General features: G+C 61.9%; 15 protein-coding genes and 2 tRNA genes. 6 read left to right on the top strand and 11 right to left on the bottom strand.

The features are described from left to right. Positions 1 to 85 precede the first annotated feature (85 nt). The 4 genes from PQR67_RS06510 to PQR67_RS06495 all read right to left on the bottom strand — a co-directional run bounded on the left by PQR67_RS06510 (position 86) and on the right by PQR67_RS06495 (position 2,077). Positions 86 to 898 (bottom strand): GNAT family N-acetyltransferase, encoded by an 813-nt coding sequence (locus PQR67_RS06510; protein ID WP_408456067.1) that lies wholly within the window; start codon positions 896 to 898, stop codon positions 86 to 88. Positions 899 to 1,079: 181 nt separating this feature from the next. After that, positions 1,080 to 1,538 carry a phosphohistidine phosphatase SixA gene (gene sixA / locus PQR67_RS06505; protein WP_408456065.1) on the bottom strand — a complete coding sequence of 153 codons (459 nt, stop codon included), beginning with the start codon at positions 1,536 to 1,538 and terminating at the stop codon, positions 1,080 to 1,082. 200 nt (positions 1,539 to 1,738) lie between these two features. Next, a tRNA-Pro gene (locus PQR67_RS06500) sits at positions 1,739 to 1,815 on the bottom strand. 88 nt (positions 1,816 to 1,903) lie between these two features. Continuing rightward, entirely contained in the window at positions 1,904 to 2,077 is a 174-nt protein-coding gene (locus PQR67_RS06495) for a hypothetical protein (protein WP_408456062.1), read from the bottom strand. A gap of 153 nt (positions 2,078 to 2,230) precedes the next feature. Here PQR67_RS06495 and PQR67_RS06490 point away from each other — a divergent pair, with 153 nt between their 5' ends. Further along, complete coding sequence (locus tag PQR67_RS06490) at positions 2,231 to 2,392, top strand: hypothetical protein (RefSeq protein ID WP_408456060.1); 162 nt, start codon at positions 2,231 to 2,233, stop codon at positions 2,390 to 2,392. 201 nt (positions 2,393 to 2,593) lie between these two features. Here PQR67_RS06490 and PQR67_RS06485 read toward each other — a convergent pair whose 3' ends face one another. Beyond that, positions 2,594 to 3,973 (bottom strand): MATE family efflux transporter, encoded by a 1,380-nt coding sequence (locus PQR67_RS06485; protein WP_408456535.1) that lies wholly within the window; start codon positions 3,971 to 3,973, stop codon positions 2,594 to 2,596. Between the two features lie 32 nt (positions 3,974 to 4,005). Continuing rightward, entirely contained in the window at positions 4,006 to 4,314 is a 309-nt protein-coding gene (locus tag PQR67_RS06480) for a DUF2288 domain-containing protein (protein WP_408456057.1), read from the bottom strand. Between the two features lie 108 nt (positions 4,315 to 4,422). Between PQR67_RS06480 and PQR67_RS06475 the strand changes: the two genes are divergently transcribed. Together PQR67_RS06475 and PQR67_RS06470 are read left to right on the top strand one after the other, a co-directional pair. Beyond that, positions 4,423 to 5,151: a pentapeptide repeat-containing protein gene (locus PQR67_RS06475; RefSeq protein WP_408456055.1), complete on the top strand. Its 729-nt coding sequence runs from the start codon at positions 4,423 to 4,425 to the stop codon at positions 5,149 to 5,151. Positions 5,152 to 5,492: 341 nt separating this feature from the next. Then, positions 5,493 to 5,969 (top strand): hypothetical protein, encoded by a 477-nt coding sequence (locus tag PQR67_RS06470; protein WP_408456052.1) that lies wholly within the window; start codon positions 5,493 to 5,495, stop codon positions 5,967 to 5,969. Between the two features lie 38 nt (positions 5,970 to 6,007). Here the strand turns inward: PQR67_RS06470 and PQR67_RS06465 are convergent, their stop codons facing one another. The 3 genes from PQR67_RS06465 to PQR67_RS06455 form a co-directional block, all read right to left on the bottom strand. After that, the gene (locus PQR67_RS06465; RefSeq protein ID WP_408456049.1) at positions 6,008 to 6,334 is read right to left on the bottom strand and encodes a hypothetical protein; all 327 of its coding nucleotides are present in this window, start codon (positions 6,332 to 6,334) and stop codon (positions 6,008 to 6,010) included. 123 nt (positions 6,335 to 6,457) lie between these two features. Continuing rightward, on the bottom strand, positions 6,458 to 7,177 hold the full coding sequence (locus PQR67_RS06460) for a peptidoglycan DD-metalloendopeptidase family protein (RefSeq protein WP_408456047.1): 720 nt from the start codon (positions 7,175 to 7,177) through the stop codon (positions 6,458 to 6,460). Between the two features lie 193 nt (positions 7,178 to 7,370). Further along, complete coding sequence (locus tag PQR67_RS06455; protein WP_408456045.1) at positions 7,371 to 8,315, bottom strand: aldose epimerase family protein; 945 nt, start codon at positions 8,313 to 8,315, stop codon at positions 7,371 to 7,373. Positions 8,316 to 8,996: 681 nt separating this feature from the next. Here PQR67_RS06455 and PQR67_RS06450 point away from each other — a divergent pair. Further along, on the top strand, positions 8,997 to 9,827 hold the full coding sequence (locus PQR67_RS06450) for an undecaprenyl-diphosphate phosphatase (RefSeq protein ID WP_408456043.1): 831 nt from the start codon (positions 8,997 to 8,999) through the stop codon (positions 9,825 to 9,827). Between the two features lie 300 nt (positions 9,828 to 10,127). After that, positions 10,128 to 10,201: transfer RNA gene (locus PQR67_RS06445), tRNA-Arg, on the top strand. 58 nt (positions 10,202 to 10,259) lie between these two features. Here the strand turns inward: PQR67_RS06445 and PQR67_RS06440 are convergent. Then, positions 10,260 to 10,643 carry a DUF427 domain-containing protein gene (locus PQR67_RS06440; RefSeq protein ID WP_408456041.1) on the bottom strand — a complete coding sequence of 128 codons (384 nt, stop codon included), beginning with the start codon at positions 10,641 to 10,643 and terminating at the stop codon, positions 10,260 to 10,262. Positions 10,644 to 10,986: 343 nt separating this feature from the next. Then, positions 10,987 to 12,567, bottom strand: a complete 1,581-nt coding sequence (locus PQR67_RS06435) for an acid phosphatase (protein ID WP_408456039.1) — start codon at positions 12,565 to 12,567, stop codon at positions 10,987 to 10,989. A 216-nt stretch (positions 12,568 to 12,783) separates the two neighbouring features. Between PQR67_RS06435 and PQR67_RS06430 the strand changes: the two genes are divergently transcribed. Further along, a complete protein-coding gene (locus tag PQR67_RS06430) occupies positions 12,784 to 14,304 on the top strand; it encodes a cytochrome-c peroxidase (RefSeq protein ID WP_408456036.1) in 1,521 nt (506 codons plus the stop codon). The last annotated feature ends 8 nt before the right edge of the window (positions 14,305 to 14,312 follow it).

The following is a 14,312-nucleotide window of genomic DNA, read 5'->3' as shown; positions in this document are numbered from 1 at the left end:
TAAATGAAAAGCCCGGCAAATTCGCCGGGCTTTTTTTATCTCGCTCGCGTCTCCGGCTAACTGTGCCGGGTGGTTTGCGCGCCGTTCAGCGCGGCGACGCGTCGCCGAGAAAGTGCCGCGCGTAACGCGCGTTGATATCCGTCAGACGCAACAGCGTCAGAAAGTCCGCGGTGTTGAAGTCGGGGTCCCAGGCCGGCGCGCCACAAATCTTCGCACCGAGGCGCAGATAGCCTTTCACGAGCGGCGGCGGGGCGACGTCGGCACCGGTTTGCAATTCTTCGACCGGCAGCGGCGTGTGCGGGAACGCGCGGTATTCCGGCGCGGTCAGCGCGTTGTCGCGCAGCGCGCAATAAAGATTCGCTGCGTAGTGGCCACCGTCGACCATCGCGACGCTCGCGCAGCCGAGCATCGTCTCGTAGTTGTTGTGCTTCATGTACGCGGCAAGCCCTGCCCACAGCGACATGATCACCGAACCGCTGCGATAGTCCGGGTGCACGCATGAGCGGCCCACTTCGACCATTTTCGCGCGCAGGTGCGTGAGACGGGACACGTCGAACTCGCTTTCGGCATACAGGCGCCCGATACGGGCGGCCTGATGCGGTGGCAGTGCGCGATAGGTGCCGACCACCTTCAGTGTGTCGAGATCGCGCACCAGCAGATGATCGCAGTATGAATCGAACGAATCGACGTCGAGGCCGGCCGGACCCGTCAGACGCGCACCCATTTCATCGGCGAATACGCGATAGCGCAGGCGCTGGGCTTCGCGCAGTTCTTCGTCGGTGCGGGCCCATGTGACTTGCAGGCGATGCTGGGCAGTGACCGTCTCTTCGGCGCGTGGCAGACGGCGCGTTTCGAAGAGGGAAGCCAGGGGCAGGGTAGGCGTCGGCAGTTCTCGCATGTGGCGTCCTGGTCGAAAAGAGGGAGATTTCTTTTTTCGCCAATGTAGTAACGCCTGGTGACGCTCGCATGGCAAAGCCATGACGATTAGATGACTGCCCGTAAGCTGCGCGCGCGTGGCTTGTAATGTCGCGGGCCGGGCGAGTGATGCTCGCGGGATGTGTTGTTTCCGCGCGACCGGCTTAGACCAGATCCGGGCTCATCGCCGCGCGCAGTACGGCCTGGTCGTCGCCGTCGCGTTCGCGGCTTTCGATCCACCAGAGGCCGGCTTTCTTCAAGGGCCAGCTTGCTTCGCTGTTGCCGAGCAGGCGCGCGGCAACGTGGCCGAGGGTCGGCTGATGGCCGACGATCACGACGGTCGGCGCAATGCCTTTTGACCAGCCGGCGGCGGTGAGCACGTCGTTCGCGCTGGCGTTAGGCGCGAGTTCGCGCACCACGCGATACTGGTCGCTCAGCGTTTCCGCGGTCTGGATGGTGCGCACCGCGGGACTCGCGAGAATCACGGCGTCGTCGGGCAGGCGCGCGCGTAGCCATTTGGCGACGTTCTGCGCCTGCTTGCGGCCCTTCGTGGTCAGTGCGCGGGCCAGATCGCTCGGGGCGAAGTCTTCGGCTTCGGCGTGACGCCAGAGGATCAGATTCATGTTGAGCTCCTTGTCTTTGCGGCAGCGGGGAAGCCGACATTGCCTTATAGCACTGTCGCATGACGGCATGTGCGGCGACAAGGCGGGACAGCGCCATGTGGAGGCGGGCCTCGCAATTCGTTGCGGCCCATTTGGAGGTCGGGAGGGAGCAGAAAAAGAAAAAGGGTTTGAAGTCCGAGGACTTCAAACCCTTGTATCTATGGTCGGAGCGAAAGGATTCGAACCTTCGACCCTCTGATCCCAAATCAGATGCGCTACCAGGCTGCGCTACGCTCCGACGAATCCGAGATTCTACGTGGCATTAGGTGCCAGAGTCAACCACGAATTGCGCCGGAGTGAAAAAAGAGTTTCTGCGAGGTTTTTCCTCAATGCCGGCGACGCATCCAGTGCGGCATGTGCTGGTGCGCTACCCAGTGGTGCAGCATGCCTTCGCCGTCATGTTCGCGCCGATAGGTTCTCGCTTCAAAAATCGACAGGGCGAGTAACACGAGCAGACCTATTGCAAGTCCGATCAGACCTGCGATCGATTCAGCGTCCATGGCAGTCTCCTATGACATGCACTGTGCCTCTATAGTAGGTCACGCATAGCAAAATGGGAGGGGGAGACTGCTTACGTCGATCTCGTCGAATGCGAATTGCAGGTAGACTCTCGGCGCTTTGCCGCCGTTATTGTCATTCTGTATCGAGAGTCTATGAATCGCGTTTTGTTGATTGCGTTGATGCTGGCTGCTGGACTCGCCGGCTGTGCCAACGATCCTTCCGGGCACCATGGCGGGCCGCCGCCGAAAGATCCCGTCGACTACCACGGCGTACTCACCGACGACCGGCCGCCAATGATGGCGCCCGCGCCCTGAGCGCCTGTTCTGAGTGAAAGCGAAGCACCGGCGCGGGCACGTCGGCGCTTCTGACCCGCGCAGACTGTTTGCGCGGACGACGCGGGCTGTGGTTATTCTAGAGCGCACTGCGCGCATGATATGTATGCGCTTGTTTCAAGCCGTAACCGAGTGCGGGAGTGCGGGTGCGCGGCGTCTGCACGCCGGACGCTGAAGTAAAGATCAGGCGGCGACGCCTGCCATGCCTCGCACAACGCCCGGCAAAAAACGCGCGAGCGTGATGCCGCGCGCTGCCATGAAGATCAGCATCGCGGCCCACAAGCCGTGATTGCCATACAGCGCCAGCAAGCTCCACGAAGCCACGACGAACAAGGCAAACGACATCGCCATCGACGCCATCAACTCATGCGTACGCGTCGCGCCGATGAACACACCGTCGAGCAGAAATCCCCACACAGAGATCACCGGTAACAGCGCGGCCCACGGCAGATAAGTCTCGGCCGTGGCGCGCACGGCAGCCTGATTGGTCAGAGCGTCGATGATCCACGATCCCGCGCCCCAGTACACGAGTGAGAAGCCCAGCGCGCCGAGCGCGGACCACAGCGCCGTCACCTTGATAGCCTGCGCGAAAGCGTGCCGGTCGCGTGCGCCGATCGCGGCGCCTACCAGCGCTTCGGCAGCATGCGCGAAGCCGTCGAGCCCATAGGCCATGAAGGTCTGAAAATTGAGCAGCAGTGCGTTGGCGGCCAGCGTGGCGTCACCTTGCCTCGCGCCGAGGTGGGCGAACCAGCCGAACGACGAAAGCAGACAAAGCGTGCGCACGAAGATATCGCGATTCAGCACCACCAGACGCTTGAGCGCGGCGGCGTCGAAGAGGGCGGCGCGGTTCAACGCAGGCAGGCCGTGCGGTCTGCCGTGCCACAACAATGCGGCGCCGAGTACGAAGCCGAGCGCGTCGGCCGTGGCCGTGGCCGCGCCAATGCCGGCCACGCCCCAATCGAAACCGTACACGTATAGCAGCACCGCTGCGATGTTCACGCTGTTGATGAACACTTGCGAGAGCAGCGCGAGGCGTACTTTTTGCGTGCCGAGCAGCCAGCCGAGCACCACATAATTGCCGAGCGCGAGCGGCGCGGCCCAGATGCGAGCGTGACAGTAGATCTGCGCGTGGCGCTGCACCGCGTCGCTGCCGCCGATCGCGCGCAACGCGTAGCCGATCAGCGGCATTTGCAGCAAAAGCACCGCTGCACCGATCACCGCCGCCAGCAACAGTGCGCGTACGACGTTGTTGCGCAACTCGGCCTGGTCGTCTGCGCCGTGCGCTTGCGCGACGAGACCCGTGGTGCCCATGCGCAGGAAGCCGAAGCCCCAGAATACGAAGTTGAAAAACAGGCCACCGAGCGCCACGCCGCCGAGATAGGACGCGCCGTCCAGATGGCCGGCAACGGCGGTGTCGACCGCACCGAGAATCGGCTGCGTGAGATTGGCGAGGACGATTGGGAATGCCAGCGTCAGCACCCGGCGGTGCCAGCGTACGGGAACGGCGGGAGGTGTCGCGGGTGCGCCTGCCCCCGGCGGGACTTCCTTCGGGGCGCCCCCCAAGGGGACTTCCTTCGGGGCGTGCGCGGGGTCGCTCAACTACGTTCCTGCACGCACACCCAGGGCGAGACGACCACCGCCCACAGATCGGGATCGCGCGCGGCGAAATCCGCGGCGGTTTCCGCCTGCACGCGCTCGACGAGGCCGGACGACAGCCATTGCGTGACCTGCGCGGCGTCGTCGCTGGCAATGGCCTCGGCGACGCTCACCAGATCGATGTCGCGTGCAACGCGCAGCAGCATGCCGCGCGCAAAAAAGCGTTCGAGTTCGGCCCAGCCGATTTTGGCGGTTTCGCCGAGCAGCTTGGCGTACAGCGGGCTATGAGTGGCGTCGTTGGAAGTCATCGTAAGCGGGTTCTGGCGGGGCCGTTACTATAAACCATCAGCGCGGACCGCCATGACGGCGCGCGTTCCGGTACGCTTGAGGTCTTTCGAAATTCATTCTGAACCTTCATGTCACTGGATTCAACGGCGCCGGTTTCGGGCGCGCAAGCTCATGGGTTGACCGGCGCCACACTCACGCGCGCTGACGTAGAGCGTCTCATTGCCGCGAGCGTGGCGGGGACCAAAGAGCCGCTTCATTTCACCGATTGCGATTTCGAAGGCGCTGATTTGTCGCGACTCGATCTGCGTGGGGCTGAATTTCATCGTTGCACGATCGTCGAAACGTCATTCTTTGGCGCGATGCTGGCACACACGCGCTGGGTCCGCTGTCGCGGCCGCGAGGCGGATTTCGCGTCGGCCGATCTGGTCGACGCAGCGTTCCAGTCGAGCGATCTGAACAACACCAGTTGGCGGCGCACCAAACTTGCCTCGGCGTCGTTTCATAGCTGCAAGCTGACCGGCGCCAATTTCGAAGCCTGCACGGCACTCGGGTTGAGCTTCGTCGAAACCCTGCTGGTGGGCGCGCATTTGCGCGGCCTGTCGTTTCGCAAGGCCACGCTCCAGCAACTCGATTTCTCCGACGCTGATCTGGCCGGAGTCGATTTCCGCGAGGCGGTCTTCGACGGCGGCAGTCTGAAGGATGCGCATCTGAAAGGCGCGCGCTTTGACGGCGCGGACCTGCGCGAGGCCGATCTGAGCGGTGTGCGGCTCGTCGACGCCGCGCTTTTCAAGGGCGCGACGATTTCGCATCAGCAGGCGGCGGTGCTCGTGACCGAACTGGGCCTGCGAGTCATGTGAGCGCTGTTCAGGCTGGCCGGGTTTAGCCATTCGGCCAGCTTGAACGAATGGCCGCCCGCGCCTATCATCCGATTTATCGATTCATTAACCGCAGCCGATTTTAAGCTTCGCAATTTGTCAGTTGATCTGAAGATATTTAAATATCTTCGCCATTCGCGAATGCGGTGCAGGAAGTACGGTTGATTATTTGCATCGCTCAATATCCGCTAATACATCGCGATGGTGCGTTGGCGCACTAAAGGTTCGCAATGCATAAAGCGTCTGGTTCATGCTGGGCGCGCATGGCGGGAACCGGCTAGCGGGCTTTTGTCAGGCCTTTCCAATAGCGTGCGGTCAGGTGATTGATTCATAAGGTTTTGCGAGCGGCGTTCGGTTTTTTCACCAGCCATTTTTATGGCGCTTCGCCTGGAACGGATTGGGGTATTTACCTCGCTTATTTCCGACATTTTCCTTCACATAATGCGGATTCCGTACGGCGCGTCACATTTTCCACGAAATTAATAGATTGCACTTGTAAATGCAGGTTGTTAGATTTCGTTTTGGCGCATGGTGAACCGGTCCTTTGCCGATATGCGCCGAACCCCCGTTCGCCCGGCCTCGTGCCGGGCTTTTTTTCTGCCCGGTCACAGCAGTTTCAAGCCAGCGTCACTAGCGATTCACACGCGACACGGATCATTGAAAATTACTTTTTGCTTTCATTGATCATGGCCTGGTTGAGCATCTTTTTAGGCGTCTGGCCGATTGCGCTCGGTCTGCTGCTCGCGTTCGCAGCACGCATCGACCCGCGCTCGGGACGCTGGCGGCGCCGCTCGCGCTAGCGTCGCAGCGCTTTCTGCTATGGCGTTTTACCTTGCCTTCACTGCTTGCAGCGAATCACCATCGACCGGTTCTTGACGTTCGCTCCAAAAATCCCGCCGACCGTGCCGCCCGAGGTGGCGCCGTTGTCGACGTCCTTCGAAACGACGTCGTAACCATAGTTGCCGCAGACTTCGCCCGCGCGTTTGTAGCATTCGGCCCAACTGGAGCTTGCGTCGCTGCCGCTGCAGTTAATCGCAAAGCCTGTGTCGCCGCTCGGCAGGTAGGTCATCGTGGTGGTGCTGGAGCAGCCGCCGAGGCTGCCGAGCACCGCCAGGCCGAGGCCGATCGCCGCGGCCGTTGTTAAGGACGCGAGTGCGCTTTTCATTTCAAATTCCTTGCGGATGACGGGGGAAGACGTGGCGCGAAGCCACGTCGTGCATAGGATTGGGCGTTTTACAGCGCGCCGGGTTCCCTCGACTTTGCAGGGCGCGTGCCTGAAGCGGGGCGGCTAACGCGGTGGCAGTGCCCGCGACGGGTCGATCGAGCGGCCCTGATAACGCAGTTCAAAGTGCAGCATGACCCGATCGGTGTCCGTGTCGCCCATTTCGGCGATCTTCTCGCCGCGAGCGACGGACTGACCCTCTTTCACCAGCAACGCGCGGTTGTGTGCGTAGGCAGTCAGATACTCGGCGTTGTGCTTGATGATCAGCAGGTTACCGTAGCCGCGCAAGCCGTTACCCGCGTAGACCACCGTGCCGGCGGCAGCGGCGATCACCGGCGTGCCCGCGGCCGCCGAAATGTCGATGCCCTTCGAGTTGCTGCCGTCGAAGCGCCGGATTACGGTGCCGTCGGCCGGCCACACCAGCGAGATTGTCGAAGCCGGCGCGGGCGACGGCGTGCTATCGGCGGGCGCCGGGCGCGGCGCGGCCGAAGCGCTCGCGCTGCCTGCGCCGCTGCTGCGAACCGCACCGCTGGTGGACGACGCAGCATTGCCCGGGGGCGCGACGCGCAACACCTGGCCGACCTCGATGCTGTCCGGGTTGGTCAGGTTGTTCCAGCGCACGATGCTTGGCACCGATTGCCGGTTGCTGCGTGCGATCTTCGACAGCGTATCGCCCCGTTCGACGCGATAAAAGCCGGGCCCCACCGGAGCGGACCCACAGGCGGCGAGCACCGCCAACAACGACGCGCAGGCGAGCCGTTTCACCATTCTTGTTGTGTTAAGCATTGGACCTCGCAAAGCGCTGCCGCGCGCCGATCCTGATCACGCGGCAGGTGGATGCAAAGCGTCCGATTCTAACGGTTTTGCGCTGCAGCATCCGAAAAACGGGTACGAAGGCGGCGCGCACGGTGGGTTACGCGGCCAAACGCGCGCGATCTGCGCGTAACCCGTTACGTCGCCATGGGTGGAAAACCTGCAATCAGCGCGGCTTGCCGGCGTTCTCAGTGACGTTTCCAGAGACGTTCTCAGTGACGGTGATACGTAGCGCCGCGGTCTCGGTTTGCCCCGCTTCGAGCCAGCGCAGTCCCATGCCGTTGTGGATCGCATCCGGCAGACCCAGCCACGGCTCGACGCAGTAGAAGTCCGACTCCGCGGCTTCGGTCCATGTCGTGACTGCGTACCAGGGCAGCGAGTCCGGGCGTTGCAGATCGATCGTGATGAGCCGGTTCAGGCCGGGCGCGACGAGGCGCACGGGTTGATCCGGCGCACCGACGAGACAATGGAAGCGATCCTGAATGCGCGCCTCGTCGAACGTGTAGCGCGCCGCGCCCGGCTCGGCCGCGCTGATCGAACCGTCGTCTTGCTGATAGCGCCGTTCGGTGCGCGGCAGTTCCAGCGAGGTCTCGGCGCGCTGTGTATGCGGCAGCGTGAAATAGAAGTGATGGCCCGAGTAATAGGGCAGCCGCGTGTCGCCGGTATTGGTGGTGCTTAGCGTGACGTCCAGCGTATGCGTATCGACAAGCCGATACGTCGCCTCGAAGCGGAAGCCGAACGGATAGCCGCCGCGTGTCGCGTCGCTGTCGGCGAGGGTCATGCGCAAGCCGGCGCCGTGCACGTCCGCGTGGGCTTCGAAGGGCAGATCGCGGGCAAAGCCGTGCATCGGCAATTCGCGCACCGTGCCGTGTGCGTCACGCCAGTAGCCGATCTTGCCGTCGACACGATGCCGGCCGAGAAACGGAAACAGCAGCGGATTGCCGCCGCGAATTCTCGCGGGTTGGCTCCAGTCGGCGTTTTCGGGCCAATGAATGACCTCTTTGTCGTCGATGGTCCACGACAGGAGACGGCCACCGGCTTGCGGCGCGAAACGGAGCACGGAGGCGTCCTGGGCGATCTCGAGGATGTCCTGTTGCGGGGAGAGGGGCATGGTCGATGGGCTTGGTTGATGAAGGGTTGAATGCGGTTTGAAGGCGGCTCGGGTGCGCGATACACGTGAGCTGAGCACGGCTCGAGCGCGGGTAGAGGGCGTTCGAACGCGCCGCACGGCGACTCGCGACGGAACGATTTTGCGCTGCTTTGCGCTACGGGGAAACCCTTCTGGGGAAATTGCGGGTGTCGGAGAAGCACTAACCTTGTCGATAATCCGCTGACTGCCTGGTGACGTCGACGATCGGTTGACGACCGGGCGAGACAGGCTGAGGAGGTGTTATGGATCTGGCAATGGCAATGGGTGTGGCGCTGTTCGGCATGTTCGCGGCAAGCACCGTCTACTTCTTCTACAAGCTCGAGCGCTGATCCAGCCGTAACCTGCTTTTCATTTTCTGCTGGGCCATCAACATAGGCCCGGCGCGAGTCAAGCGCGTTCAGCGCACCGAATTCCTCGTAAGTTCCTCGTCATGACGGGGCGGCCGACGGCGGCGCCCCGATTCTTTTCCGCGGCGTAACAACGGTTTCCAGTTGTGACGCGGTGCGTCAATATTTCCCCGAATGTGGCTCAAACGCTTGGCGCTGACTTTGCAGCCAGGCATAATCGGTGCGCTTTTGACGCGCTGTCGATTTTCTATTGCGGCGCGCTGTTCCCCGACATTTTCCTTACAAGGACCGCCGCGTGAACCTGTCGTTTCTGATTTTCCTGAGCGTGCTGCAAGGCGTCACCGAACTGTTCCCGGTCAGCAGCCTCGGTCATACGCTGCTCGTGCCTGCGTTGTTCGGTATGCATGTCGACAAGCATGCGCCGCAGTTGCTGCCGTTCCTCGTCGCGTTGCACCTCGGTACGGCTTTCGCGCTGCTGTGGTACTTCCGCAAGCGTTGGTGCGAGCTGGTGCGCGGCTTCTTCGCTTCGCTCGGCGGCCGTCCCAATGACAATGCGCACATGATGTGGGCGCTCATCATCGGTACGATTCCGGCGGGCCTCGTTGGGCTGATCCTCGAGAAGCGTCTCGAGCGGATTTTTCACGATCTGCGCATCGTCGCAATCGCGCTGATCGTCAACGGCGTGCTGCTGTGGTTTGGTGATCGCCTGCAACGTTCGCGCGCGCATCAGCCGCCGGAGAAGCTGACCTTCCGTCAGGCGTTTTTTGTCGGCCTCGCTCAAGTCGGCGCGTTGATTCCGGGCTTCTCACGCAGCGGTCTGACGATGATTGCCGGCAATGCGGCTGGCCTGACGACGGAGAAGGCCGCCGAGTTCTCGTTCCTGCTCGGCACGCCGATCATCTTCGCGGCCGGGATTCTCGAATTGCCGAAACTGTTCCACGCGCCGGACCAACTCGCCGATGCATTGCTCGGCGGCGTGCTGACCGCAATCGCCGCGTATCTCAGCGTGCGTTTCCTGATGCGTTATTTCGAAGGCCGTGGACGTCTGGCGTCGTTCGGCGTGTATTGCGTGATCGCGGGGATCGTGTTCCTCGGCTGGTTCATGCTGCATCCGCAGCCGGTCTGATTGCGCTCGATATGGCCGCAGTTGTCCGCTGAGTGCTGATATGCGCCTGGCGGACCAGAAGCGATCGGTTATAATCCGGGCCCGGCTTTACTCGCCGGGCCCGTTCGTTTTGTGACGTGACGAGCGCTCAGGGTCGTTGAGCCGGATCGGATTTTCACAGCCTCCGGCCCGGTCAGTTAGAATTTCGGTATCCGACGGACCCTGTCGCAGTGATATTGCACAGGCTCCAATACCCGTTACGGGTTCCCATTGCGGGCGATGCACGTTGTACACGTTCGTGTAGCATCGCCTCACTTCATTACGGCAGTAGCTCAGCTGGATAGAGCATCGGCCTTCTAAGCCGAGGGTGGGGGGTTCGAGTCCCTCCTGCCGTACTTCAAATGCCTTGCGCCGCGCATCGACGCCTCTCAGCCGCGATGCGCGCTTTGCGCGTTATCCCGCCGGTTGCACATCGATGGAATCGACCCGGTTCGGATAGAACGCCAGATGCTGCGCGATCTCTTTCACCGGCGCGTAGGGTGATTCGTAGGTCCAAACCGCATTCACTGCCCGCTCGCCGCCAATCGGAATGCTGTAGTACGCACAGTCGCCTTTGTACGGGCAATAAGTCGCGTGATCGGTGCGTTCCAGCAGCGTCATCTCGACGTCGTTGCGCGGAATGTAATACACCGCCGGATATGACGCCTCACGCAGCACGAGCGCATTGCGCGTATCCGCGATCACGCGGCCGGCGACCGTGACCACCACGCGAGCCTGGTCCGGCTCGACTGTGATCGGATGATCGGGCCCGGGGACCTTGATGGTTTTTTCAGTCATGCTGTCGAACTCCTGGATGAATGGACAAACCCGCAATACGTTGCGTTGCGAAGGGTTTCGAGCCGCCGTCGGCGCGAATGCTCGCGTACTGCGTCGAAGCATACGCCGCTCATGAAAACGCGTTGTGTCGCTACTTGAGTTGTGGCGCGGCGCGTGCGGCCTTCTGCGCCGTCCTGTTCCCCGCGCGACGAAAATGAAACAGGGCAGCCGAAGCTGCCCTGTCAAAGTCCCATCATCGAGCGGACTGTTGCTTACTGACTCTGTCTGTCTGCGAATCGCGAACGGCTTGAGGCCGGCCGCTCAACTGCCGGGCGCGGGTTGCCGTCCGTTCATCGCTAGCCATTTACTGCCTGATATTCAACGCAGCCGTCAGGTCGCCCATCGGCTTGCTGCCATTGCTGACCAGCGCGGCATCGCGCGTGGCGATGCCCGGCAGTGTCGGCAGCGAGTAGCGGCGCGTGATGAAGCGCAGAATCGACGTCGTGTCGTATTGCGTGTGATCGACGAACCCCTTCTTCGCGTACGGCGAGATGATCAGCGCCGGAATCCGCGTGCCCGGACCCCAACGGTCGGCCTTAGGGGGCGCCACGTGGTCCCAGAAGCCGCCGTTTTCGTCATACGTCACGACTACCAGCATGTTGGCCCACTGCGGGCTTTTCTGCAGATGCGAGATCACGTCGGCAATGTGCTGGTCGCCCGACGCGACGTCGGTGTAACCCGCGTGTTCGTTCAGGTTGCCCTGCGGCTTGTAGAACGACACTTGCGGCAGCGTGCCACCGTCGATCGCCTTGATGAACTCGGAACCTGCCAGACCGCCGTCGAGCAGATGCTGCGAACGGTTCGCGGTGCCCGGTGCGAGGTCGGCGAAATAGTTGAACGGCTGGTGATGCGGCTGGAAGTTCGGCGCCGTCAGATTTGCGCCGTAGATCACGTTCGCCGTGCCGGTTTGCGCCGCCGACACAGCCGCACCCCATGCGCCGCCGTACCACGCCCACGACACCTTGGCGTTGTTCAGCAGATCGCCGATGTGCTGTTGCGTCTGGCCCGGCAGGGTCGTCGCCGCGCCCGGGTCGGCCAGATTGGCGTCACCGCCCGATGCCGCCTTGTTACCGCTCGGCTGATACGGCGGCTGCATCGTGTTGATCGCAAAGAAGTCAGGCGTCAGGTTGCCCGAGAGCACGTACTTCGGCGGGCCGCTCAGCGCCGAAGCCGGCGAGTTGGTCGCGAGCTTCAGCGTGACGCCGTCGCTTTCGACCGCGGAGATCGAGCCGGCCGCCGGGCTCTTGTCCGCATTCGGATAGGTCGGCGTGCACGCGCAAACCAGCCACTGGTGATTCAGGAACGAGCCGCCAAACGAGCCCATGAAGAAGTTGTCGGCCAGCGTGTACTGCTGGGCGACCTTCCACAACGGCAGCTTGTCGGCGTTGAGCGTGTAGTGACCCATGACGAGGCCGCCGGAATCCGCCCACGCGGCGAACTTGTCGTTCTTGCCGCCATTGATCTGCATCTGGTTTTCATAGAAGCGGTGATACAGATCGCGCGTCGTGGCCGTGATCGGCGTGTTGAAGCCGTTCGGATCGTCGATAGCGAACGGGCTGTTCGGCAGGTTGGCCGTCATCGCTTGCGTCACCGCCGGTGTCACACCGGTTTGCGTCAGACCGTTCCACACCTGGGGCAGTGTGGCGAGCGGTGTGCCGTTGCGATCGATCTGCGTGGCGCTTGCTGCCGTCACGTTCTGCAGGCCGTTGGCGCCCGGAAAGTTACCGTAGAGATTGTCGAAGCTGCGATTCTCCGCGTAGATCACCACGACCGTCTTGATCGACGTGATGTCCGGCTGAGCGGTCACATCGCCGCCGCCGCACGCATATAGGCTCAGCGCTGCTGCGATCGCGATAGGCGTCGCGCAGATCAGTTTTTTGTTCATTTGGGTATGTGTTCTCTCTCTCGCGTTGGGGATGGGTCGCGTGCATTGCTTACACGACTGACCGCGAGCGAAAGTTTGAATAAGGAATTTGACAGAAAGATGTAAATAATTACGAATAGCCTTTGTTTTGAAATTTCCGTCGGCTACATGTCATTTAAACGACATGCAGATGAAATACGCTCGCGGACTTCAATATCGCGACTTCACATCATTCATATGCGGCTTGGTCTCACGGGGATTCGGAAAACGGCGATTCAGCCGCAGGCGCTGCGGCGCAGGGTGCCGGCGGCTGCAGGCGCAGGGCTGGCGCTCGCGCTCGCGGCAATAATCATGACCTTGGCGGCGTGCGATGCGGGTTCGTCGACAGGAAGCAGTAATGTTAATGAAAGTAATAGAAATGATAATGAAGGAATAAATGCGCGGGTAAATGCCGGGACGGATCCGAACGCCAATGCAAATATGGGCGTTGAGGCTAAAACGAGTGCATCGCCTGTATCTGGTCCCCTCGTAGCTTCAGCCGTCAAAGTGGCTGCCCCGGAAGGGGGCCAGACCCGCGCGCAAGTCTACGAATCCGTGCGCAAGATGACGGCGGTGGGCAAGCAGTTGTTCTTCGACCCGTCGCTGTCCGGTTCGGGCAAGCTGGCGTGCGCGTCTTGCCACAGTCCCGATCACGCTTTTTCGCCCGCGAATTCGCTGTCTGTGCAACTGGGCGGCAACGATATGCATCGCACCGGCATGCGCGCCGCGCCGACGCTCAAGTACCTGCAATCGGTGCCGGCGTTTGCCGAGCACTATCACGAGTCGGACGATGAAGGCGACGAAAGCGTCGATGCAGGGCCGACCGGCGGTTTGACGTGGGACGGCCGGGTTGATCGCGGCTCGGACCAGGCACGCATTCCACTGCTGTCGTCGTTCGAAATGGGCAGTTCGCCGGCGAAGGTCACGGCGGCGGTGAAGACCGCGCCGTATGCCGACGCTTTCCGCGCGGCATTCGGCGAGCATATTTTCGATAATGACGAAGCCACCTTCAATGCCGTGCTGCAGGCGCTGGAAACCTTCGAGCAGACCCCCGAGATTTTTTACCCGTACACCAGCAAGTACGACGCGTATCTGGCGGGCAAAGCACAGTTGACCAAGGCCGAACTACACGGTCTGGAGGTCTTCAACGACGAAAAGAAGGGCAATTGTGCGAGCTGCCACATCAGCCAGCGCACCATGGACGGCGCGCCGCCGCAGTTCAGCGACTTCGGTCTGATTGCGATCGGCGTGCCGCGCAATCGCGCGCTGCCGGTGAATCGCGATCCGCATTTCTACGACCTCGGCGCGTGCGGGCCGGAGCGCAAGGATCTGCAGGGCCGCGCCGAGTTCTGTGGCATCTTCCGCACGCCGACGCTGCGTAATGTCGCGTTGAAGAAGAGTTTCTTTCACAACGGCGTCTACCATTCTCTCGAGCAGGTCATGCGCTTTTATGCGCAGCGCGACACGAATCCGGAAAAGTTCTATCCGGTCTCGAAGGGCAAAGTACAGAAGTTCGACGATCTGCCGCAGCGTTACTGGGCTAATCTGAATACCGAGCCGCCGTTCGATCGCAAGCCGGGTGACAAGCCGGCGCTCGATGAGGCTGAAATCAAGGACGTCGTGGCGTTTCTGAATACGCTCACGGATGGATACAAACTGGAAAATAAGCCGGGAAAAAAACCGGAAGAAAAGCCGGAAAATACAGCAGCCGCGAATTGATCGCCGGG

The organism is Paraburkholderia fungorum (genome assembly GCF_046026025.1).
Taxonomy (GTDB): Bacteria; Pseudomonadota; Gammaproteobacteria; order Burkholderiales; family Burkholderiaceae; genus Paraburkholderia; species Paraburkholderia fungorum_E.
Note: the sequence above shows the minus strand (reverse complement) of the source record. Positions and strands in the feature narration are given on the sequence as shown.